Source organism: Dellaglioa sp. CoH-55-MRSF-7 (assembly GCF_056782235.1).
On sequence record NZ_JBXAYI010000007.1, the window covers coordinates 37405 to 59244 of the forward strand.

19 protein-coding genes and 2 tRNA genes are annotated in these 21840 nt (G+C 34.7%); 2 read left to right on the forward strand and 19 right to left on the reverse strand.

Annotation, left to right across the window (positions count from 1 at the left end; translation table 11 throughout):
• Positions 1–31: 31 nt before the first annotated feature.
• Together AC1RPU_RS06945 and AC1RPU_RS06950 are read right to left on the reverse strand one after the other, a co-directional pair.
• On the reverse strand, positions 32–715 hold the full coding sequence (locus tag AC1RPU_RS06945) for a 2,3-bisphosphoglycerate-dependent phosphoglycerate mutase (protein WP_481761884.1): 684 nt from the start codon (positions 713–715) through the stop codon (positions 32–34).
• A gap of 86 nt (positions 716–801) precedes the next feature.
• Positions 802–2058, reverse strand: coding sequence for a C40 family peptidase (locus AC1RPU_RS06950; protein WP_481761883.1), 1257 nt, complete (start codon positions 2056–2058; stop codon positions 802–804).
• Between the two features lie 428 nt (positions 2059–2486).
• Between AC1RPU_RS06950 and AC1RPU_RS06955 the strand changes: the two genes are divergently transcribed.
• Positions 2487–3521 carry an LCP family glycopolymer transferase gene (locus AC1RPU_RS06955; protein WP_481761882.1) on the forward strand — a complete coding sequence of 345 codons (1035 nt, stop codon included), beginning with the start codon at positions 2487–2489 and terminating at the stop codon, positions 3519–3521.
• A 53-nt stretch (positions 3522–3574) separates the two neighbouring features.
• Here the strand turns inward: AC1RPU_RS06955 and accA are convergent, their stop codons facing one another.
• The 12 genes from accA to AC1RPU_RS07015 all read right to left on the reverse strand — a co-directional run bounded on the left by accA (position 3575) and on the right by AC1RPU_RS07015 (position 16503).
• Positions 3575–4339, reverse strand: coding sequence for a carboxyltransferase subunit alpha (gene accA, locus AC1RPU_RS06960; protein WP_481761881.1), 765 nt, complete (start codon positions 4337–4339; stop codon positions 3575–3577).
• 13 nt (positions 4340–4352) lie between these two features.
• Positions 4353–5135: an acetyl-CoA carboxylase carboxyltransferase subunit beta gene (locus AC1RPU_RS06965; protein ID WP_481761880.1), complete on the reverse strand. Its 783-nt coding sequence runs from the start codon at positions 5133–5135 to the stop codon at positions 4353–4355.
• 14 nt (positions 5136–5149) lie between these two features.
• Positions 5150–6439: an acetyl-CoA carboxylase biotin carboxylase subunit gene (locus tag AC1RPU_RS06970; protein ID WP_481761879.1), complete on the reverse strand. Its 1290-nt coding sequence runs from the start codon at positions 6437–6439 to the stop codon at positions 5150–5152.
• Positions 6440–6448: 9 nt separating this feature from the next.
• Positions 6449–6835: an acetyl-CoA carboxylase biotin carboxyl carrier protein gene (locus AC1RPU_RS06975; RefSeq protein WP_481761878.1), complete on the reverse strand. Its 387-nt coding sequence runs from the start codon at positions 6833–6835 to the stop codon at positions 6449–6451.
• Positions 6836–6850: 15 nt separating this feature from the next.
• Positions 6851–7837, reverse strand: coding sequence for a beta-ketoacyl-ACP synthase III (locus AC1RPU_RS06980; RefSeq protein WP_481761877.1), 987 nt, complete (start codon positions 7835–7837; stop codon positions 6851–6853).
• A 179-nt stretch (positions 7838–8016) separates the two neighbouring features.
• Positions 8017–8101, reverse strand: a tRNA-Leu gene (locus tag AC1RPU_RS06985).
• Positions 8102–8160: 59 nt separating this feature from the next.
• Positions 8161–8613: a SprT family protein gene (locus AC1RPU_RS06990; protein WP_481761876.1), complete on the reverse strand. Its 453-nt coding sequence runs from the start codon at positions 8611–8613 to the stop codon at positions 8161–8163.
• A gap of 1 nt (position 8614) precedes the next feature.
• A complete protein-coding gene (locus AC1RPU_RS06995; protein WP_481761875.1) occupies positions 8615–10789 on the reverse strand; it encodes a Tex family protein in 2175 nt (724 codons plus the stop codon).
• A 97-nt stretch (positions 10790–10886) separates the two neighbouring features.
• A complete protein-coding gene (locus AC1RPU_RS07000; protein WP_481761874.1) occupies positions 10887–11327 on the reverse strand; it encodes a hypothetical protein in 441 nt (146 codons plus the stop codon).
• A 15-nt stretch (positions 11328–11342) separates the two neighbouring features.
• Positions 11343–13997 carry a cation-translocating P-type ATPase gene (locus tag AC1RPU_RS07005; RefSeq protein ID WP_481761873.1) on the reverse strand — a complete coding sequence of 885 codons (2655 nt, stop codon included), beginning with the start codon at positions 13995–13997 and terminating at the stop codon, positions 11343–11345.
• Positions 13998–14199: 202 nt separating this feature from the next.
• Positions 14200–15027, reverse strand: a complete 828-nt coding sequence (gene nadE / locus AC1RPU_RS07010) for an ammonia-dependent NAD(+) synthetase (RefSeq protein ID WP_481761872.1) — start codon at positions 15025–15027, stop codon at positions 14200–14202.
• 12 nt (positions 15028–15039) lie between these two features.
• Positions 15040–16503, reverse strand: coding sequence for a nicotinate phosphoribosyltransferase (locus AC1RPU_RS07015; protein ID WP_481761871.1), 1464 nt, complete (start codon positions 16501–16503; stop codon positions 15040–15042).
• Positions 16504–16663: 160 nt separating this feature from the next.
• Between AC1RPU_RS07015 and AC1RPU_RS07020 the strand changes: the two genes are divergently transcribed.
• Entirely contained in the window at positions 16664–17410 is a 747-nt protein-coding gene (locus tag AC1RPU_RS07020) for a WecB/TagA/CpsF family glycosyltransferase (protein ID WP_481761870.1), read from the forward strand.
• A 41-nt stretch (positions 17411–17451) separates the two neighbouring features.
• Here AC1RPU_RS07020 and AC1RPU_RS07025 read toward each other — a convergent pair whose 3' ends face one another.
• The 5 genes from AC1RPU_RS07025 to AC1RPU_RS07045 all read right to left on the reverse strand — a co-directional run bounded on the left by AC1RPU_RS07025 (position 17452) and on the right by AC1RPU_RS07045 (position 21746).
• Positions 17452–18681 carry a NupC/NupG family nucleoside CNT transporter gene (locus AC1RPU_RS07025; protein ID WP_481761869.1) on the reverse strand — a complete coding sequence of 410 codons (1230 nt, stop codon included), beginning with the start codon at positions 18679–18681 and terminating at the stop codon, positions 17452–17454.
• Between the two features lie 154 nt (positions 18682–18835).
• Positions 18836–19537: a GntR family transcriptional regulator gene (locus AC1RPU_RS07030; protein WP_481761868.1), complete on the reverse strand. Its 702-nt coding sequence runs from the start codon at positions 19535–19537 to the stop codon at positions 18836–18838.
• A gap of 25 nt (positions 19538–19562) precedes the next feature.
• Positions 19563–20690, reverse strand: coding sequence for an N-acetylglucosamine-6-phosphate deacetylase (nagA, locus tag AC1RPU_RS07035; RefSeq protein WP_481761914.1), 1128 nt, complete (start codon positions 20688–20690; stop codon positions 19563–19565).
• Between the two features lie 73 nt (positions 20691–20763).
• Positions 20764–21561 carry a pyrroline-5-carboxylate reductase gene (proC, locus tag AC1RPU_RS07040; protein WP_481761867.1) on the reverse strand — a complete coding sequence of 266 codons (798 nt, stop codon included), beginning with the start codon at positions 21559–21561 and terminating at the stop codon, positions 20764–20766.
• A 113-nt stretch (positions 21562–21674) separates the two neighbouring features.
• Positions 21675–21746, reverse strand: a tRNA-Gln gene (locus AC1RPU_RS07045).
• Between the last annotated feature and the right edge of the window lie 94 nt (positions 21747–21840).

Consider the following 21840-nt stretch of genomic DNA (forward strand, 5'->3'; position numbering starts at 1 on the left):
TTAAAAAAGTAACAACAATATTGAATTGTTGTTACTTTTTTTGTGTTAAAATTTTTTTGCTTTTAATTGTTAAATCATCATTTAATGTATACCAAATAGGGACACCATTCGGAACCTCAACGCCATCAATATCTGCATCTGAAATATTTTCTAAATATTTTATCAATACCCTAAGTGTACTGCCATGTGCGACAATCAACTGGTTATTACCTTGTCTTAACTCTGGGGCAATGACATCTTGCCAGTAAGGTAAAATCCGTTTAAATGCCATTTCTAAGCTTTCTGATGTTGGTAAGCTACTTTTAACACGTTGCTTGTACCGTCTATCATTATCAGGTACAGATAAACTAGGTGGGATAGTCGTATAACTACGGCGCCATTGGGCTACTTGTTTAATACCGTAGATACGTTTGGTTTCATCTTTATTTAAACCGCGCAAGGCACCATAATGTCGTTCATTAAGACGCCAATTTTTCTGTATTGGAATCCAAAGTTGATTCATTTCTTCCATCATAATATTACTCGTTTTAATAGCTCGTTTTAAGACAGATGTATGAACCTGTGAAAATTGAATATTTGTATTAAGAATAACTGTTCCTGCAACTCTAGCTTCAGCGATGCCCTTAGCCGTTAATGGAACATCTGTCCAACCGGTGTATTCATTATTTTGATTTGCTAGACTCTCACCATGTCTTACCATGACTAATTCAACCATTATTAAAACCTTCTTCACTCTTCATTAATACTCATTATAACAAAAAAGACTTAAAACAACATTGTTGTCTTAAGTCTTTTAATTATTTATTTTACTCGACCAGCAAAATCTGGTTTCCAGTAAGCACTCATTGTGCTAATTTTAACATTTTGTCCTTCAGTTGGAGCTTCAGCAAATTGACTTCCACCTAAGTAGATAGCAACATGGTATGATGATCCTTTTGATCCCCAGAAAAGTAAGTCTCCAGGTTGTGCTTGAGAAACTGATTCATAGCTAACTTGTCCTTCTTGAGCAACAGTGTAGCCACCAATAGATTTTCCAGCAGCATGAGCATAAACATAACTAGTAAATCCTGAACAATCAAAACCGCTCAATGATTTTCCGCCCCATACATATGGGATGCTCTTTGTTGTTAATGATCTTGCTAGAGCAGTAATACTACTTGTATCAAGACTTGAAGCACTCACAGCACTTGTTGCTGCTTTTTTACTTGAACTATTTGTAGTTGAAGTTGTGACAGCTTTTTCACTTGAAGCTGAAGTATTTGAGCTTTTTACTGCTTTATTACTTGAAGTATCTGTACTTGCAGCTTCAGTTGCTTTTGATGCAGCTGCATCTGCTGCTGCTGCATCGTTCTTTTCATTTGCTGCTTTAGTTTCTGCTGCTGCTTTTTCAGCAGCTTTTTCTGCTGCTTTTGCTTTATCGATAGATGATTGTGTATCTGATTTTTTTGTATCAATTTGTGCTTTTAATGTATTTGCGTTTGCTTGTTTAACCGCTAGTTCAGCTTGTTTGTTTGTATATTCTTTAACTGTTTTTTGTTGATCTGCAGCCTTTTCATCTAATTCAACTTTAGAAGATTTAACTTCTGCTTTATCAGCTTTTTGTTGTTTAGCAGCTTTTTGACCAGCACCAACTAATGTTGTAACTGTTCCCACACGTTTGAAGGCATCAACAACACTTTTTGAATCTGAAACAAATTCAACCATGCTTGCTGTACTTCCATCAACTTGTAAAGCACGTGTTTGATCAGCTAATTGTGAATCTCTTTGTGAAATTTCAACATTTAATCTGCTGATCTTCTTACCTAATTTGTATTGATCTGATTCAAGTTTTGCAGCTGTATCTTTAGCATCCTTAACTTCAGCTTGAGTTGAAGTAATTTCACTATTAATTGTTGCTAATTTTGCAGCAACTTTAGTGCTCTTGCTATTTAATTTAGCAATCGTGCTTGTTAGTTCAGTTACACTATCTGAAGCGTTAGCTTGTTCTGCAACTGCGCTCATTCCAATAAGTGTAGCTGTCATCATCATTACTTTAGCAATTTTACTATTAATTTTCAAAAGGCACTCTCCTAGTTGATTTCATAATTATTATTTAATTTTAGCGTATTCGTTTTTCTCGACTAGAATAGAATAGCACGGTTCTTAGGTACATACCATTACGGTTAGTTTACATTCGAATTTAATTTACATCTTTTAATTTCAGTATGATTACACAAATGTTACAAAAGGCCATTTCCATTGTTTTTATCCCTCTTATTTGTTGTTAAATAGGCATTTACGAGTTCTATATTAAAATGACAAAAGCGTAATACAATTAGTCGTTTTTCACTGATTTAACATTACTTAATTAATCAAAGTTGTCCTTTTCATTCTTTTACATTTTTTCAATTATTTAATAATACCGTAAGAAAAAATTTTTTTTGCTTTTTATCCCTTTTTTTATCGTATAATCAGCTTAATTAATGTAATGAAAGGTATGAATAAATATGGCTAAAAATAATAACTTGGGAATGCCATCTCCAATAAAAGGCAGTTCTCAAAGCAATAAAAATAAGCATCCAATACTGTGGACACTATTGATAATTATGATTTTAGGTATTGCTTCTGGAGGTGTATATGCCTATTCAGTATTCACACATACTGAAGATACCGTCGCAAAAACTTACAAGAAAACCAAAGCAAAAAAATTAAGAAATGTTTCCAGTATTTTGAGTGAGAAAAAACCTTTTTCAATTCTATTAATGGGGACTGATACTGGCGCACTTGGTCGAAGTGATACAGGACGCACGGATACAATGATCGTTGCAACAGTTAATCCAACAACAAATAAAACTACCTTAACAAGTATTCCTCGTGATACTCAAGTTAAAATTGACGGAAGTGATGAAAGCTCTTCAAAAATAAACAGTGCCTATACCTATGGTGGCAAAGATGGTTCAACATCTGCTGTTAATACTGTTCAAAATTTATTAGATATCCCAATTGATTATTATATGTTAATTAACATGAATGGATTAAAGAAAATTGTTGATACCGTTGGTGGTGTTGATGTCAAACCATTACTTTCATTTAAACTTGAAGGAACTCATTATAAAAAAGGTAAGACAATCCATTTAAACGGCAAACAAGCCTTAGCTTATACGCGAATGCGTCATTCAGATCCACTAGGTGATTATGGCCGTCAAAAACGTCAAAAACAGATTATTACAGCAATTACCGGAAAAGCTAAATCTGTAAATTCACTCGCAAACTACAAAAAATTATTAAAAACAATTGACGGAAACATGGTAACTGATCTTAGTTTTAATGATATGCTCACAGTAGAAACAAACTACAGCGCCGCTACAGAATCAATTCACTCTGATTTCTTGCAAGGAGTAAGTACAGATGTTGATGGTCTTTCATATGAAGTTCCAACATCGACTGAAAAGAAACGCGTCTCAAATGCTATTCGTTCTCAATTAGGTTTAAACAAATCAACACAAGCCTTTACTAGTTTAGAACAGCAACTCTCTAAATAAATAGATATAAAAAAGAAACGGACCTCAATTAAAATTTGAGGTCCGTTTCTTTTTTACCAATTTTCTAAAAACTTTTGGTATTTCATTTCTCTTTGTTCAATAAGTTCATTAGATGATTTAGTCGCTAGGTTCTTCAGCAATTCATTTAGACTACTGTCCATTAGACTTATTGTTGCTGCCTGATTAGTTTCTGGCAATACCACATCAATCAATCCAATATTAAATAACTCAGTAGCCGTCATTGGCAAACTTGTTTCAATCTCATTTGGATTAGTTTTCTTCAAAATAGCACTAACGGCTTCTGGAGATGCTACTGAAAATAAGCTATTTTCAACCATCATAATAGCATTTGCATTTGCTAAAGCCAGTGCACCACCGCTTTGACCTTCACCTAAAAAAATGGCAATATTCGGCACTTGTAATGCACCCATTTTTAAAATCATTTCAGAAATAATATAGCTCTGTCCTGTTTGTTCTGATTTAACGCTGGCATCTGCGCCGGGCATATTAATTAGCGTTACAACAGGTCGCTTAAATTTTTCAGCTTCATTTAGTAATCGCATTGCTTTTCGATACCCACTTGGCTTCACGGCACCAAAATTATAGGCTAAACGTTCTTCTAAATTTACGCCCCGATTAATGCCAATAACTGTCACTGGGCACTTATGAAAAAGTCCAATCCCACCAATAATGGAAGCATCCTCTTCGCCAACTCGATCACCATGATTTTCGAAAAACACATCAAATAGACTAGAAATAATAAATTTAGCACTTAATCTATCATTCGATCGAACTTTTTTTAAAAAATCTGAGTCCATTTTTAATATCCCCTCACACGTGTAATAGTAGTAGCTGACTAAGAATCTGTTTTATGTTTTTCCGATCAATAACCTGATCAACAAATCCATTTTCATATAAACCTTCTGCTGTTTGAAAATTAGCAGGTAGCTTTTCATTTGTCGTCTGTTTAATCACTCTTTCACCAGCAAAGCCAATTTTAGCTTGTTTTTCAGCTAATACAATATCGTTATTTAGTGCAAAGCTAGCACTGACACCACCCATTGTTGGATCCGTCAATAGGGACATGACTAATAACCCTGCATTATCTAGTTTTTGTTTCATGTAAAGAATCGAATTCATTTGTAATAACGAATAAATTCCCTCTTGCATTCTTGCACCACCAGAAGCAGTAACGATTACAAATGGCAGTCGTTTATCTAATGCGACTTGCATCCCTAACTTAATTCTAGTCCCTGCCGTCGTATTCAATGATCCCATCATAAAAAAACTATCCATTACTGCTAAAATCAATGGTTGTTGATCAATGCTACCTTCACCGACAATAACGGCTTCATCAGATGTCGTTGAACGCTTAGCACGTTCCAGTTTTTCTGAGTAACCTGGAAATTGTGCTTTATTTTCTGTTTTATTTGCTACATTTATTACCTCAAAACCGTTTTCATCTGTTAAAATAGCAATTCTCTCCATAGCAGTCAAGCGTTTATAAGTTTGGCATTTAGGACAAATAAAATAAGGTGCCCATTCACTTTCATGTAAATGCGTCCCACAATTTCGGCACTTTTGCCATTGATTTGTCTTTGGATAATGACTCATTACCGCCACCGCCTTTAAATTTTGCTATCAATTGAAATGGTATTTTCAATAAATTCTTGTGATTTTATAATTATTTTTAATTGCGTTAAATTAGTTTCAATTCCTGAAATATAAATTGATTCAAGTGATTTTTGCATTTTTAAAATAGCTAATTCTCTCGTTTCAGCATGACAAATAATTTTTGCTAATAGTCCGTCATAGAAAGCAGAGATGGTGTCACCGACACCATAACCCGTTTCAATTCGAATATCTTTAGGAAAATCAAAACATGTAATTTTAGTTTTCACACTTGGAATTAAGGATAATCGACATTCGATTGCATGTCCATTCATTTCTACATCATTATTCAATACTTCTTTACCTTCAGCAACTAACAACTGTTGTTGAACAACATCCATTTTAACAGTTTCTTCAGTAACACCATGTTCGACTTGCAATCGTGTATTCATTTCTAAAAAATAAAATTGATTATTCGCAAATAAAAATTCTACAGTTCCTAATCCAACGTAATGTAAATTTTTGATTAACTGACGCGTAAAATAGTAGAGTTGGCTTTGTTGCTCACTAGTTAAGACAACTGATGGGCTTTCTTCAATCACTTTTTGTCGGTGATTTTGCAAGCTACAATCCCGATTTCCTAACACTTGAACATGGTGCCCATCACCGATAATTTGCACTTCTATATGCCGCGCGTTTATCAATTTTTTTTCAAGATAAAAACTTCCCTCAGCAAAAGAAGCCTTTGCTTCTTGCTGAACAATCTCAGCGCCAGATAACAAATCAGATTTCCTTTCAACTGCTCTGATACCCTTGCCGCCTCCGCCATGTGAAGCTTTAATTAATAGTGGGAATCCAATTTTATTTGCTTGCTCAATCAATTCTTCGTTAGAAGTAATTAAATCAGATCCAGGAATAACGGGTACCCCTTTCTCAATTGCTAACAAACGAGATTTATCTTTATCTGCTAGTTGCTGGATTAATTCCGCTTCCGGACCAATAAAAGTAATACCACATTCCATACACATTTGTGCAAAATGCGCATCTTCTGATAGAAACCCGTATCCTGGATGAATTGCATCAACATTTAAACTTAATGCTGCCATCAATATACTCTCTCGATTTAAATAAGAATCTTTTGCTAAGGCTGGCCCAATGCAAATTTTTTCATCAGCAAGTTCAACAAATCGACTTTGTGCATCCACTGTTGAATAAATAGCGACCGTTTGTATATTTAATTTTTGGCAAGCGCGAATAATTCGTTCAGCCACTTCTCCACGATTCGCTATTAAAATTTTTCGAAACAAATGACTCACCTATCCATCTATTCTAATTTTAAGTAACTCTTGATCAAATTCGACTAATTCACCATCATCTACTAGTTGTTCAAGTACGATACCTGTCACTGGCGATTGGATATCATTGTATAATTTCATACTTTCAATTTGAGCAATAACCTGCTTTTTAATAATTTTAGTCCCAATTGTTCCCATTTTATCAAAATGAACTAACCCAACAAGTGGGCTTTTAACGATAAAAATGGTGTCACTATCATCTTCTTGTATATTTGTTGCTACTTTTATTTTTTCGGCTGTTTTTTCTTGATCTACAACTACTTTAAAGTCACCATCTTCAATTTCAACATGAGAAAATGGCATTGTCGCAATTTTATCTAATAATTGATTAATTTCATTAAATTTCATTAATTTGCACACACCTTAAATTTTTATTAGTAAACTTCCATATGCTAAGCCAGCTCCAAATCCAGTTAATAAAACTGTACCACCCGTAAACCCTTGTTGAATTGCTTCATTTAGGGCCATTGGAATCCCGGCTGAAGATGTATTTCCGTGATGAATAACACTTGTTGCAAATTTTTCAATTGGCATCCCTAACTCATCAGCAATTGTTTCAATAATTCTTAAATTTGCTTGATGGCAAACAACCAAATCAATATCACTTGTTTTTAACTTATTATCTTTAAGTAATTGTTTCATCTGATTAGGCACAACTGTTGTAGCAAATTCAAACACATCTCGTCCCTCTTGGAAAAATGCATCTATTGTTGGATAATTATCTTCATTAACATCACTTAATGGTTCAATACGTCCACTATGAATAACATCCTTTTTTTGCCCATTTGTTTCTATTTTTTCAGCAATAAAGCTTTCATCCGCTGAATTATTTGAGGCTTCAAGAAGAGCACCACCTGCACCGTCTCCAAAAAATACAGCGCTTGTTCGATCCTTAAAATCCATCATTTTTGAGTTAACTTCTGCACTAATCACAATTGCCCGTTTGTATTGCCCTGTACGTAAAAACTTTTCTGCGGTACTCATAGCAAATATAAATCCCGCACAAGCAGCGCTAATATCGAAAGCAAAGGCGTTCATTGCGCCAATATTTCCTTGAACAATCGCAGCTGTCGATGGTGTTAAGGCGTCTGGCGAAATTGTGGAAATAATAATTAAATCAATATCTGTGGCTTCATACCCAGATTTAAGTAAAAGTTCATTTGCTACTTTTGTACTCAAATCTGATGTATTTTCATCAATTGCATAGTGTCGTGTTTTAATCCCAGTATGCGCCACTATCCATTCATCCGAGGTTGGCATAAATTTAGCTAATTCATTATTTGTCACAATTCGTTCCGGCACAAAATGTGCCATATTTTTTATTTTGACATAATTATTCAATTTACCCATTCTCCCAGTCGTTAAGTTTAATTCATTCTATTTTATCAATAATCGCAAAATTAAGACACCAAAATAATTAACGCTTAATAATTCTTTAATTTCATAATACGCCAGTATGGCAATCTTTCATTAAAAAAAGCACTAAACCCCATAGTAACAAGGTCGAGTGCTTTTAAGTAAAACTATTATGCGAGTAAATGGATTCGAACCATCACGGGATATTATCCCACCAGATCCTTAGTCTGACGCGTCTGCCAATTCCGCCATACTCGCAAGAACAATCATAATTGTAGCAAAAATTGTTCCTTGTTACAAGTCCCATTTAAAATAAATTAGTATTCCATTAAAATTAACTTACTTCGACACTTCGAGCAAACGTAGCGTGACAGGTTAATTTTTCTTTGTCGTTGATACTGTTGTCCACAATTAGAGCATTGATAGTGAATAACTCTTTTCTTTTTAGCCTGTTTTGGACCAAGAGGGGCAAACCGGCTACCACCTACAATTGTCAGTAGCTGTTTGAAATCATGATCACGATGTTGATAACCCTTTTTAGCAATATGCAGATGATAATGACATAATTCATGCTTGATAACACCTATTAAAATATCCTCACCATGTTCCGTCAGCATTTTAGGATTAATTTCAATATTATGGTCATTTAATCGATACCGTCCACCCGTCGTTCGTAGTCTTTTATTAAATGTTGCTTTGTGGATAAATGGCTGCTTAAAAAAAGTTGTGGATAAGTTTTGAACTAAAGCTGTTAATTCAAAATCAGTCATCTTATTTATCCGTTGGTCGTTTCATTGTTAACTGAACGCGATTACGTTTCAAATCAACTTCCATTACCCACACTGTAACTATGTCCCCAACCGCAACCACTTCACTTGGTTTCTTAACGAACTTATCTGTTAATTGTGAAATGTGGACAAGTCCATCTTGTTTAACACCAATATCTACAAACGCACCAAAATCAATTACGTTCCGAACGGTTCCTTGTAATGACATGCCGGGTTCTAAGTCCTCAATTGTTAACACATCGTGTCGTAGTAACGGTGCCGGCATATCGTCACGTAAATCACGGCCTGGTTTTTGTAAACTAGCTAGAATATCTGCTACTGTTTCCACACCACTACCCACAACTTGTGCCAAATTTTCAGCATTTGTCTGTGCTAATTGGTCATTTGTCTCAGTTTTACCCAAATTAGTTATTTTTATCCCCAATTCTTTCAACAAAATCTTTGTTAGTGGATAACTTTCAGGATGAATATCAGTATTATCTAAAATGTTATCCCCAGAAACAATACGTAAAAATCCAATTGCTTGTTCATAAGCTTTTGGTCCTAAGCGTGGTACTTTCTTAAGTTGTTGACGCTTCGTAAATTTACCATTTTCGTCACGATAAGTAACAACATTTTTAGCAATTGTTAAATTTAATCCAGAAATTTTTGTTAATAGCTCTGAACTAGCTGTATTTAAATTAACCCCAACTTTATTCACAGCATCTTCAATCACGACATCTAACTGTGCATCCAATTTTTTTTCAGCAACATCATGTTGATACTGACCGACTCCAACAGATTTAGGATCAATCTTAATTAATTCAGCCAAAGGATCTTGCAATCTACGGCCGATACTAATAGCAGAGCGTTCTTCAACGTGAAGTTCTGGGAATTCATCACGAGCTGCTTGACTAGCTGAATAAACCGATGCCCCAGCCTCATTTACAATGACATAAAAAATTGGCCGTTCGATTTCTTTTAAAATATCTGAAACAAATTGTTCAGATTCTCGACTTGCTGTTCCATTTCCAATTGCAATCATTTCAACTTGGTATTTTTCAAGGAACTGTTTAAATTGTCCAGCAGCTGCGGCACGTTTTTCACCATTTGCAGGTTTATGTGGATAAATTACCAATTTGTCTAAGAATTTACCTGTACCATCCACGATGGCTAACTTACAGCCTGTTCGATAGGCTGGATCAAAACCTAAAACAACTTTCCCTTTTAATGGTGCTTGCATAAGTAAATGGTATAAGTTATCCCCAAACACATTAATAGCTTGTTCTTCAGCAACCTCTGTCATACCTTTACGAATTTCACGCTCAATTGATGGTTTAATAAAGCGTTTATAACTATCTTGATACGCATTTTCAATGATTGGTACAGCGTCACCACTATTTTTCCCAATAATTCTAAAATGCATAAATGTCATAATTGCTTGTTCTGGTACAACAACGGAAGCTTTTAAGATTCCCTCTTTTTCACCACGATTAATTGCCAGTACACGATGCGGAACGACTGATTTTAAAGATTCACTAAACTCATAGTAATCACGATAAATACCTTTTTCGTCTTTTTCTTCAGCTTTAACTTTTGCTTCAAACAAACTATCTTTTTGAGTTACTTTACGAATCCACTCACGATATTCGGCACTTTCACCAAATGCTTCAGCTAAAATTTCATGTACCCCAGCAAAAACGTCTTCTTCAGTTAAAATTTCAGCATCAACATTAATAAATGTGCTTGCTTTCTGATTAATTTCAGCTGCTGTTTGGGGGAATGTCAACAACCATTTGGCAAATGGTTCTAATCCAGCCTCTTTGGCAATAGTGGCCTTAGTACGACGTTTTTGTTTAAAAGGTAAATAATAATCTTCAATCTGTTGCAATTTTTTTGCTAAACTAATTTTATTTTTTAAAGCTTCTGTTAAATTACCTTGTTCTTCAATTATGTGGATAACTTCTGCTTTACGTTTTTCTAAACTCTCAACATGTTTATAAGTTGTCTCAATTTCACGAATTTGAACTTCGTCTAAACTATCTGTTCTTTCTTTTCGATATCGTGCAATAAATGGAACAGTATTTCCTTCATCAAGCATCCCTAAAACTGCGTTAATTTGTTTTTCTCGATACTGATTTAGCTCTTTTAATACTAACGGCATAATGTTTTTTTCCATGATAACGACCTCAATTCGAATATTTTTTGTTCATAAAAAAGAGACTAATAATAGGCGTCAGTACAACCATTCCTAATATCAATCTCTTTAATTAAATTTAACCTAAAATTTGTTGCATGATACGTTGCATCATATCAGTTGTTTGCGTCATTCCTTTATCTTGTTTTTCTTCTGAAGCTTTAAATGCATCAACCTCGACAAGATGTTTCTCAACATTAATACTACTTGTCATCTCATCGCAACCTTCAACAAAAGTACGATAACCACTAATTAATTTTTTATGTTTTCCCAAAACAGGAATGGGTACTTGTAAATCATCTAATTTGCTTAAATTTTCTTGGTAACTTGCTGTACCTTCAACAAATTTTTCTTTAGTAGTTGTGAATTCATCATCTGAAACAATAGAAAAGTCACCTGCAGTAATGGCTTTTTCCATTACTTCGTAATGATCATTTAAAGAATTACCCATTTCTTCAGTTGCTTGCGCAACATCATTTAACGCATTGATATAATAATTTACATTAACTCTTTTTTTCAAGATATAAACTTCCTTTTATTTATTTTTTCTGAATAATCGTTGGCCAAGCTTCACAATTTCAACAATCACAATAATTGAGAATGATCCCGCTAAAACAATACCCCATTGATACATATCTAAATGGCTAACATGGAACATTTTATTTAATCCGGGGATTAAAATAGTTGCTGCGAGCAACGCAAATGATGCCAAAATTGACCAATTAAACGTCACATTTTTAAAGATATTACGGTTGAAGATTGACCCATGGATTGATTTAACATTGAATGCATGGAATAACTGAATTAATCCTAATGTTGCAAAAGCCATTGTTAAAGCATCTGCATGAATTAATTTATCACCCATATGAACAGGATACGTTAAAGCCAACCAATAAACAAATAATGTTATAGCCCCTTCTAAGATACCTTGATAAATAATACTTGGCATCACACCACCAGAGAAGAAGTTTGATTTACGTCCACGTGGTTTTTGATCCATCAATCCTTTTTCAGCAGGTTCTACACCAAGTGCAATTGCGGGAAATGTATCTGTTACCAAGTTAATCCACAAAATATGGACTGGTGCCAAAATACTCCAACCCATCATTGTCATAACAAACAAGGTTAATACTTCACCTAAGTTTGCAGAAAGTAAATATTGAATTGATTTTTGAATATTAGAAAAGACTTTTCGTCCTTCCTTAACAGCAAAAACAATTGTCGCAAAATTATCATCAGCGAGAACCATATCTGAAGCACCTTTAGATACTTCAGTTCCTGTAATACCCATCCCAATTCCAATATCAGCCGATTTCAAAGCTGGCGCATCGTTCACACCATCACCAGTCATAGCAACCACTTGATTCTTTTTCTGCCATGCTTTAACAATTCGCACTTTATGTTCAGGCGATACCCTTGCATATACAGAATATTGTTCAACCTTATTTTCAAATTCTGAGTCTGATAAATCATCTAATTCAGAACCAGAAATAATTGCTTCATGTTGTCCAGCTTCAACAATTCCTAATCGAACTGCAATAGCTTCGGCAGTATCGCGATGATCGCCTGTAATCATCAAAGGACGGATCCCGGCTTTCTTAGCTTCGCTAACTGCAGCAGCAGCTTCTGGTCGCTCTGGATCAATCATTCCAACTAATCCAGCAAAAATCAAATCATTTTCCACAGTTTCTGAATCTAATACCGCTGGAATTGCAGGCATTTCACGATACGCGAATGCTAACACGCGTAATGCTTGCGTTGCCATATCATGATTATTAGTCATAATATAATCTAGCTGTGCATCAGTTATCGGTTTAATTTCGCCATTTTCAATATAACGTGTTACCCGTTTTAATAGTTGATCGGGAGCACCCTTAACAGCAACAAAAAAAGATTTATCCTCATTTTTTTGAATTGTTGACATCAATTTACGTTCTGAATCAAATGGAACTTCAGCAACTCGAGGTTCACTGCTTAATAATGCATCCACATCTAATCCATGATCTAAATGATATTGAATTAGAGCCGTCTCTGTTGGGTCACCAATTAAATTGCCCTCAGATGTTTGTTTTGTGTCATTACTGAAAGACATCACCTGGTATAGTGGACTTTCTAAATTTGTTTCCACCTTATCGGCATCTAATAACTCATTATTTATAAATATTTTTTCAACAGTCATTTGATTTAACGTTAATGTACCCGTCTTATCTGATGCAATAATGTCAGTACTACCAAGTGTTTCAACTGCTGGTAATTTTCTAACAATCGCATTTCTTTTTGCCATCTTTTGTGTTCCAAGTGCTAAAATAATTGTAACAATAGCTGGTAATCCTTCTGGAATTGCAGCTACAGCTAATGAAATCGCAATTAACAACATATCAATGACACTATTATCTCCATTTTGTAGACCAACGAAGAAAACAATAACAGCAATAATTAATATTAAAATAGTTAATGTTTTACCTAATTGGTTAAGATTATCTTGTAGTGGTGTTTTCATTTCATCGGCAGAATTGAGCATTCCTGCAATACGTCCAACTTCAGTGTTCATCCCTGTTCCAACAACGATTCCTTCACCACGCCCATAAGTTACATTACTATTCATAAACGCCATATTATGGCGATCGCCAATACCAGCATCTTCATCATTTAATAAATTTAAACTTTTATCAACAGGTACTGATTCACCAGTTAAAGCAGATTCTTCAATTTTAAGAGAAGCAATCTGTGTTAAACGTAAATCTGCTGGAATAACATCCCCTGCTTCAAGTAAAACAATATCTCCAGGTACTAAATTTTCACTTTTTACAGTTTCAATTTGCCCATTTCGTTTTACATTTGCGTTAGGTGTCGACATTTCTTTTAACGCATTAATTGCCTCTTCAGCCTTAGATTCTTGAAAAACACCGAATACAGCGTTTAAAACAACAACTAACATGATGATAATTGCGTCCACAACTTCACCTGATGATGCCGCAATTAACGCAGCCACAATTAAAACGATTATCATGAAATCTTTAAACTGATCAAAGAATTTTTGTAATATTGTTTTACGTTTACCTTCTGACAACTGATTCAATCCATACTTGTCTGTTCTTTCTTTAACCTCTTGGGTTGTTAACCCTGCCAAATCTGTCTTTTGGCCTGCTAAAACTTCGTCAACTGATTGTGCGTAAATCCTTTTTGTCATAGTAATCCTCCTTATAATAGTTTCACAAAATACAAAAAAAGACCTATGTATGTTGCAGAACTTTAAACATACATAAGTCTCACTATTTAAGGCAATACCAGAAAAAGAACTTTCTTGTTGGTGACATTGCCGCGGATAACCGCCAGTTACTCCCCTATGATTTCTTTAATTATAACTGAAATGAAACAGCTTACGCAACTATTTACTTCCAAAAAGAATCATAAACAGTAATTGGCAGATGTCGTTTGTGTTCTGTCTTTAAATACCAATTTTCAATTTTATCACTAATTTCTTTTGAAACTACCTTTCCTTCAAGATAATCATCAATATTATCGTAAGTAACTCCTAAGGCAACTTCATCAGGTAGCGCTGGACGGTCTTCTTCCAAATCGGCTGTTGGTACTTTTAAATACAGATGTTCCGGCGCATTTAACGAAGCTAACATCTCTCTACCTTGGCGCTTATTCAAACGCCAAAGTGGTGTAATATCAGCACCTCCGTCACCATATTTAGTATAAAATCCAGTAATTGCTTCTGCAGCATGGTCAGTTCCCACAACCGCACCTGACTTTGCCCCGGCAATCCCATATTGAGCAATCATGCGCTGACGAGCTTTGATATTACCTTTATTAAAATCAGAAATTTCAAGATTGTTTGCCATTAAGCTTATTACCATTTCATCGGTAGCACCTTTAATGTCTACACGAACCACTTGATCTGCCTGCATAAATTTTATAGCATCTAATGCATCAGATTCATCGGATTGATTGCCGTATGGTAGTCGAACTGCAATAAATTGATAATTGCTATCACCGGTTTCTTCACGTAACTCACGAATAGCCTGTTGTGCTAAATACCCAGCAAGTGTTGAATCTTGTCCACCAGAAATTCCTAAAACTAAAGATTTTAAAAATGGATGTTTCAATAAATAAGCTTTCATAAAATCAATACTCATACGAATTTCTTCTGCAATATTTACACTTGATTTCACTTTCAAAGTTTCAATAATTTTCTTTTGTAAGTCAGTCAAGATTAACACCCCTTATTTAATATTATTCATATTATTTCTAATTTTTTGGATGATAGCCATCTTATTATCATAAGCTTTTTGTGATAAATCGACAGGGTAATCTTGTGGATTTAATTCACGTTTATATTCTTCCCATAACCCATCTAACTGAATTCTTGAATACTCTCTAATAGCATCCAATTCTGGCTGATTATAAACCAGTTCACCTTCAACAAATATATCTTGTAAAATTGGTCGTGCATTATAGTTAGTTACCAACTTATTAATATAGGTATACTGCTGATGGAACATATAAAGTGAGTCTTGTTTCTGAGGTTCCTCATCCGATAGTGCAATGTAATCTCCTTCAGTTTTACCATCAACTTTATTAGTAATACGCCATACTTGTTTCTTACCTGGTGTTGATACTTTTTCTGCATTATTACTGAGTTTAATTGTATCAACCATTTTACCATCGCCACCTTCAATGGCTACTAATTTATAAACTGCACCTAAGGCGGGTTGATCATAGGCAGTTATTAGTTTAGTTCCAACGCCCCAGACGTCAATTTTAGCTCCTTGCATTTTTAAATTAGTAATTGTTTTTTCATCTAAGTCATTTGAGGCATAAATTTTAGCTTCTGTAAATCCAGCTTCATCTAATTGTTCACGAACGCGTTTCGAAATGTAAGCCATATCCCCACTATCAATTCGTACGCCGGCAAAATTAATCTTATCACCTAACTCTTTAGCAACTTTAATTGCACTTGGCACACCACTTTTTAACGTATCGTATGTATCAACTAAAAAGACACAATCACGATGCGTTGTTCCGTAAGCCATAAAAGCATCATAGTCATCTCTGTATGCTTGAACTAATGAATGCGCATGCGTTCCACTGATAGGAATACCAAATATTTTACCTGCTCGGACATTACTAGTTGCATCAAATCCACCAATATAAGCTGCACGTGTTCCCCAAATAGCTGCATCAAATTCTTGTGCTCGTCTTGTACCAAATTCTAACACACCATCATCTCCGGCTACAGCTTTGATACGAGCTGATTTTGTTGCAATCAATGTTTGATAATTAATGATGTTAAGTAATGCCGTTTCTACTAATTGACAGTCTGCTAAAGGACCTTCTATTTGGACAATGGGTTCGCCGTTAAAAACAACTTCCCCTTCAACAGCTGACCTGATTGTGCCACGAAAATGAAAATCTTTTAAATAGGCAAGAAAATCATCTGGATATCCTGCCACTTCTCTTAAATACGCAATGTCTGTCTCTGAAAATTTTAAATTTTGAATATAATTAATAGCTCGTTCTAAGCCTGCAAAAATCGCATAGCCATTAGAAAATGGTAAATTTCTGAAGAAAACTTCAAATACAGCATTTTGATTATGAATATTTTTTTCCCAGTAAGTTTGGATCATATTAATCTGATAAACGTCCGTATGTAACGTATAGCTATCATCTGGGTAATTTTTTACCATGATGTTTCTCCTTTAAAATGAATGCACTACTAGAATTTTTTCCAGCACACAAATTATAATCTACATTTTACCATTTTTTCCGTAATCCGTCATATTCAATACTTATTTTAAATTTATCTTCTGTTATAATGAGACAAAGTTTAAAAAGTGAGGACATATTATGCCAAATAAATTTAAAAAAACAAAAATATTAGATATCGAATTTATTAATACAACTAATGACGCTTTTTTAACTCAGATAGCGACTGATTCGATAGCTCATCTAAATCGATTTATCGTGACAGCCAACCCAGAAATTGTTCTATTTGCACGACAACACCCAGATTATAAAAAGATTCTTAACCAAGCTGACTACGTTACACCAGATGGTATTGGTATTATCAAAGGCGCAGCAATTTTAGGGACTCCAATGCCCGAACGAATCACTGGCTATGATACTTTAATGAGCCTGCTTAAATGGGCTAATAGTCATCAAAAATCAATATACCTAGTTGGTGCAGCCGAAACGGTCATCCAAAAAGTTGCCAAAACGATTAAGTCTGATTATCCAAACATTAATTTAGTCGGATTTCATAATGGTTATTTCAAAAATGATCAGGATATTGTAAGTAACATTAAAATATCTCAGCCTGATTTTGTTTTTGTTGCAACAGGTTTTCCAAATCAGGAGGAATTTATTCAGCGTAATCGCCAAGTGTCTGATAGTATCTGGATGGGTGTTGGTGGTAGTTTCGACGTTCTAGCGGGTACTGTGAATCGTGCGCCACAATTTTGGCAAAATCATCATATTGAGTGGCTTTATCGTTTATTCCAAGAACCGACTCGTTTTATTCGAATGCTAGCTATTCCACGTTACTTATTACTAATATACAAAGAAAAATTTAGAGGACATAAAAAAAAGAACTAAGAAATTAAAAATTTCTTAGTTCTTTTTTACATATTGTTATATTACCAAACGAAAACGCCAACCATACCCGCTGATAATAATGAAACTAGAATACCAGATAATAGCATGTAACCAACGTTTCTTGCGATAACATCATTTTTTTCTTTATCCACAATTCCTTTGAAACAACCAATAATCATTCCAATTGTTGAAAAGTTTGCAAACGATGTAACAAAAACAGTTAAAACAGCTTTGTAATGAGGTGCAAATGAGTTAATCGTACTTGATACTTGTCCCATAACAACAAATTCATTTGTTACTAATTTTGTACCCATGTAACGTGCTAATTCGAAAGCATCTGAAGGATTGAATCCCATTAACCAAGCAAATGGGAACATAATAATACCTAAAATATTTTCAAGTGATAAATTTGGATTAACTAATCCAAGAATATTATCAATCAAGGCTGCTAAAGCAACGAAAGCAATAACATTTGCTGCAATAATCAAGACTAACTTACCAGCACCCAAAATTGAATCACCCAAGAAAGCGAAAAAGGGTTCTCTTTTATTATCTGATTCAGAAGTTTCTAAATCATTTGAGTTACTACCTGTCATTTCAGCAATAGTATCTTCTTCTTCTGTTACTTCAACTGGATTTAAAATACTTGTTATAATAATAGCATTAATAATATTAATTGGAACAGCTGTTAAGATATATTGACCTGGCATCATTGTTGTATAAGCACCAATGATTGAAGCCGTCACACAGCTCATTGACATCATTGCCAAAGTTAAGTTCCGTTCTGATTTCATTAGTTTCAACTGAAGGCTTGAAACAGCTAATGCTTCAGTATTTCCCAAAAACATCATTTCTACTGAGAAAAATGATTCAAATTTTGGTTGGCCTGTAATTTTTGATAACCCACGGCCAATCCACTTAATAATAAATGGAAGAACGCCAATGTACGTTAAAATATCAAACAATGGCACAATCATAATAACTGGTAATAGAACACTCATGAAAAATCCCATATCAGTTACTTTAGGCATAGCGGGTACCATAAATTGAATACCTTGATATGCGGCCTGCATTAGCCAATTAAACCCATTAGCCGCGCCTTCTACAAGATCACGTCCTAATGAGAATTTTGTTAAGAACCAAGCTAAAAATAAATTAATAACGACCATAATTGCGATTGATTTCCAATTGACTTCTCTCTTTTTCTTGGAAAACGCAAATGCAACTAAAATAAAAATGGCAACACCGAAAATATTAACTAATAAATACATATCTTAAAACCCCTTCAGATAATTTATTTTTTGCTCTTAAATAATATAGCGTTATCTCAAATTGATGTCAATCGAACAGATTTCTCAAAAAAAAAATTACTCTATCTCATCCATTGATATGGTTGAAAGAGAGCAATTAATAATTTCTTAAACTTTATTTTTCTAGATAAAATTCAAAGCGATTCCCTACATATTGTGTCCGAACATATTCAAAAGGTTCACCATTTTTCAAAAAGCTAACTTGACGAAGCCTCAAAATCGCTTCACCACGCTTGATTGATAGATAATCCGCTATGCTTTCAGCAGCTGACATAGCAGACACTGTCTGTTGTGCCCCTCCCAATGTTAAATTGGCTTTTTCTTCCAATGTTCGATATAAAGAGCTCGTAATTTCAGTTTTACTATAACCCTCAACTAATTTATTAGGAACCGTAGCAACTTCAAAACAAATCGGTAAACCATCAGCATAACGAATTCGTTCCATTCGTAAGACTAGTTCGCCATCGATCAATTGTAACTTTTCAATTTCACTTAATGAAGGCGTTGTAACATGATAAGTGATCGTCTTACTTGAAGCCACTTTTCCCTGTTCAGCCATTAGGTCAGTAAAACTAGTCACACCTGACATCTTTTCTTGAACCTTCTTACGAGCAACGTAGGTTCCATCACCAACATGACGTTCTAGAATACCTTCATCTACCAAGGTTTGAATTGCCTGTCTAAGCGTCATTCTGCTGACACCAAATACAACAGCAAGTTCACGTTCAGCCGGAATACGATTGCCAACTTCCCATTCACCAGATTCAATTGTTTTTTTCATTTCATTATGAATTTGAATATATATGGGAGATCCCATTAACAATTACCTTCCTAACCTTTTATTAAAATTTACGTCCAAAGCTATATGTGCTTTCTAGTTGCATGTTAGCATCAAATAAGTTCATATCAGCATCTTTTCCGATTTCAATAGCACCTTTTGATGTTAAATTGAATTCCCTAGCTTGATTGACAGAACTCATCAATACAGCTTCTTCGATACCACAACCAGTAAATTTCATAATATTTTTAAATGCATCTTGATATTGTAAAACAGAGCCTGCTAAATTACCAGATTCTAATCTTGCTTGTTTGTCTTTAACAATAACTTTTTGCCCGCCAAGTTCGCTTAAGCCTTCAGGCATTCCTTTAGCACGCATCGAGTCAGTAATTAATTCAATACGTTTAGGTCCTTTTAAATCATAGGCTAGTTTAATCATATCTGGCACAATATGAAAACCATCAGCAATAATTTCTGTATAAATATTATCCTCTAAAAATGCATGTCCAGTTACACCTGGTTCACGATGCTTAAATTCGCGTTGTGCATTGTATAAATGAGTGACATGACTTGCTCGAGAATGTTTCATTTCTTCGCGAGTAGCGTTACTATGGCCCACTGAAGGTACGATACCATTCTTGATACAATACTCTTCAAATTCAGGTGACGTTTTATGTTCCGGTGCATAAGTCACTAATTTGATCATATGTCCTGATAATTCATTCCATTTATCAAATAACTTTGTATCAGGTGCCTCAATATATTTTTCAGGCTGTGCGCCTTTAAAAACAGGAGAAATAAATGGTCCTTCAAGATGAATTCCTTGAATAACAGGGTTCACTTCAGCGGCTTTTTTGATACCAACCATAGCATTAGCAATATTTTCATGTGATTGGGTCATTGTCGTTGCGAAATAAGTCGTAACACCTTCGTGAATCATATCGGTAACCATTTCATTAATTTGTTTAGAATCACCATCCATAGCATCAAAACTATATCCACCATGGCTGTGAACGTCAATAAATCCAGGAACAATAATTTTCCCTTCTACATCTCTAACCTCATCAGAGGCTAAAGCTTTGTATTCGCTCATTGGCCCCATTGCACTAATTTGTTTATCAAATCGAATATATGCATCTTCAATTTTTTCTGAACCCGTGTAGATAACTGCATGTTTTAAAACAATACTCATCTTATCCGCCATCCCTTCAATTTATAAACTTAGTATAATCGGTATAGACCAAAAAAACAAGGTCATATCAAATTTAGTTTTTGTCTTTAGCCACAGTTGCATCAACTGCTTTAATAATAGAATTCATAAATCCAGCCTCTTCCATTGCAAGCAATCCAGCAATAGTTGTGCCACCCGGAGATGAAACCTCATCAATTAATTTCCATGGCACTTCATCAGTAGCTAAGACCTTTTTTGCACTGCCTAGTACAGCTTGAGCAGCAATCTTAGTTGCTTTATCTTTTGGTAAGCCATATTTAACGCCTGCACGTGCAAGCGTATCAATAAATAAGTAAATAAATGCTGGTGAGCTACCAGCAAGAGCAACAAACGTGCTAAAATCGCGTTCAGCAATCTCCATCGTTTCACCAATAGTATCAAATAAATCAGTACCTTGTTTCATTTGTTTATCTGTCAAAATATCATTACCGACTAACGCAGTCATACTTTCGGAAACCGTTGCGTTAACATTTGGCATTGTTCTTAAAATACCAACTGAATGATTATCTAATTCTAATTCAATTTCAGAGATTGAAACACCTGATACAATAGAAATTAGCATAGGTTTGTATTCCTTCACTGACTCTTTAATTTCTGCTAAAACCATACCTAAGACAATTGGTTTAACAGCAAGAAAAACAACGTCAGCCTCACTAACCACCTGAGCATTGCTACCTAACGCTGTAAAGCCATTAGCTTCAGCATAAGGTACATAGCTGGACTCTCTTGCACTGTGTACCAAAATTTCTTTTGGCGCGATAAATTCTGCTTCTACTAAACCTTCAATAATTGCTCGAGCCATATTACCAGCTCCAATAAATCCAATTTTCATAGTTTCCTCATTTCAATTATTATATTTAATTACTATCTCCATCATACCGCAAAAAAAAATAAAATAACAAATAAAACAAAAAAGCAGATACCTAAGTATCTGCTTTTAGCTAGTTGGGTTAGATGGATTCGAACCATCGCATGACAGGATCAAAACCTGTTGCCTTACCGCTTGGCTATAACCCAATATTATAAAATAATGGTGGAAGAGAGTGGATTCGAACCACCGAACCCGAAGGAGCGGATTTACAGTCCGCCGCGTTTAGCCTCTTCGCTACTC

Bases quoted from the DNA above. Each gene is read 5' to 3' on its own strand.
- AC1RPU_RS06975 (WP_481761878.1), bottom strand. From the start codon at position 6,835: ATGAAATTTAATGAAATTAATCAATTATTAGATAAAATTGCGACAATG.
- AC1RPU_RS07020 (WP_481761870.1), top strand. From the start codon at position 16,664: ATGCCAAATAAATTTAAAAAAACAAAAATATTAGATATCGAATTTATT.
- AC1RPU_RS07030 (WP_481761868.1), bottom strand. From the start codon at position 19,537: ATGGGATCTCCCATATATATTCAAATTCATAATGAAATGAAAAAAACA.
- AC1RPU_RS07025 (WP_481761869.1), bottom strand. From the start codon at position 18,681: ATGTATTTATTAGTTAATATTTTCGGTGTTGCCATTTTTATTTTAGTT.
- AC1RPU_RS06955 (WP_481761882.1), top strand. From the start codon at position 2,487: ATGGCTAAAAATAATAACTTGGGAATGCCATCTCCAATAAAAGGCAGT.
- accA (WP_481761881.1), bottom strand. From the start codon at position 4,339: ATGGACTCAGATTTTTTAAAAAAAGTTCGATCGAATGATAGATTAAGT.
- nagA (WP_481761914.1), bottom strand. From the start codon at position 20,690: ATGAGTATTGTTTTAAAACATGCAGTTATCTACACGGGTTCAGAAAAA.
- AC1RPU_RS07005 (WP_481761873.1), bottom strand. From the start codon at position 13,997: ATGACAAAAAGGATTTACGCACAATCAGTTGACGAAGTTTTAGCAGGC.
- AC1RPU_RS06995 (WP_481761875.1), bottom strand. From the start codon at position 10,789: ATGGAAAAAAACATTATGCCGTTAGTATTAAAAGAGCTAAATCAGTAT.
- AC1RPU_RS06945 (WP_481761884.1), bottom strand. From the start codon at position 715: ATGGTTGAATTAGTCATGGTAAGACATGGTGAGAGTCTAGCAAATCAA.
- AC1RPU_RS06990 (WP_481761876.1), bottom strand. From the start codon at position 8,613: ATGACTGATTTTGAATTAACAGCTTTAGTTCAAAACTTATCCACAACT.
- AC1RPU_RS06965 (WP_481761880.1), bottom strand. From the start codon at position 5,135: ATGAGTCATTATCCAAAGACAAATCAATGGCAAAAGTGCCGAAATTGT.
- AC1RPU_RS06980 (WP_481761877.1), bottom strand. From the start codon at position 7,837: ATGGGTAAATTGAATAATTATGTCAAAATAAAAAATATGGCACATTTT.
- proC (WP_481761867.1), bottom strand. From the start codon at position 21,561: ATGAAAATTGGATTTATTGGAGCTGGTAATATGGCTCGAGCAATTATT.
- AC1RPU_RS07015 (WP_481761871.1), bottom strand. From the start codon at position 16,503: ATGGTAAAAAATTACCCAGATGATAGCTATACGTTACATACGGACGTT.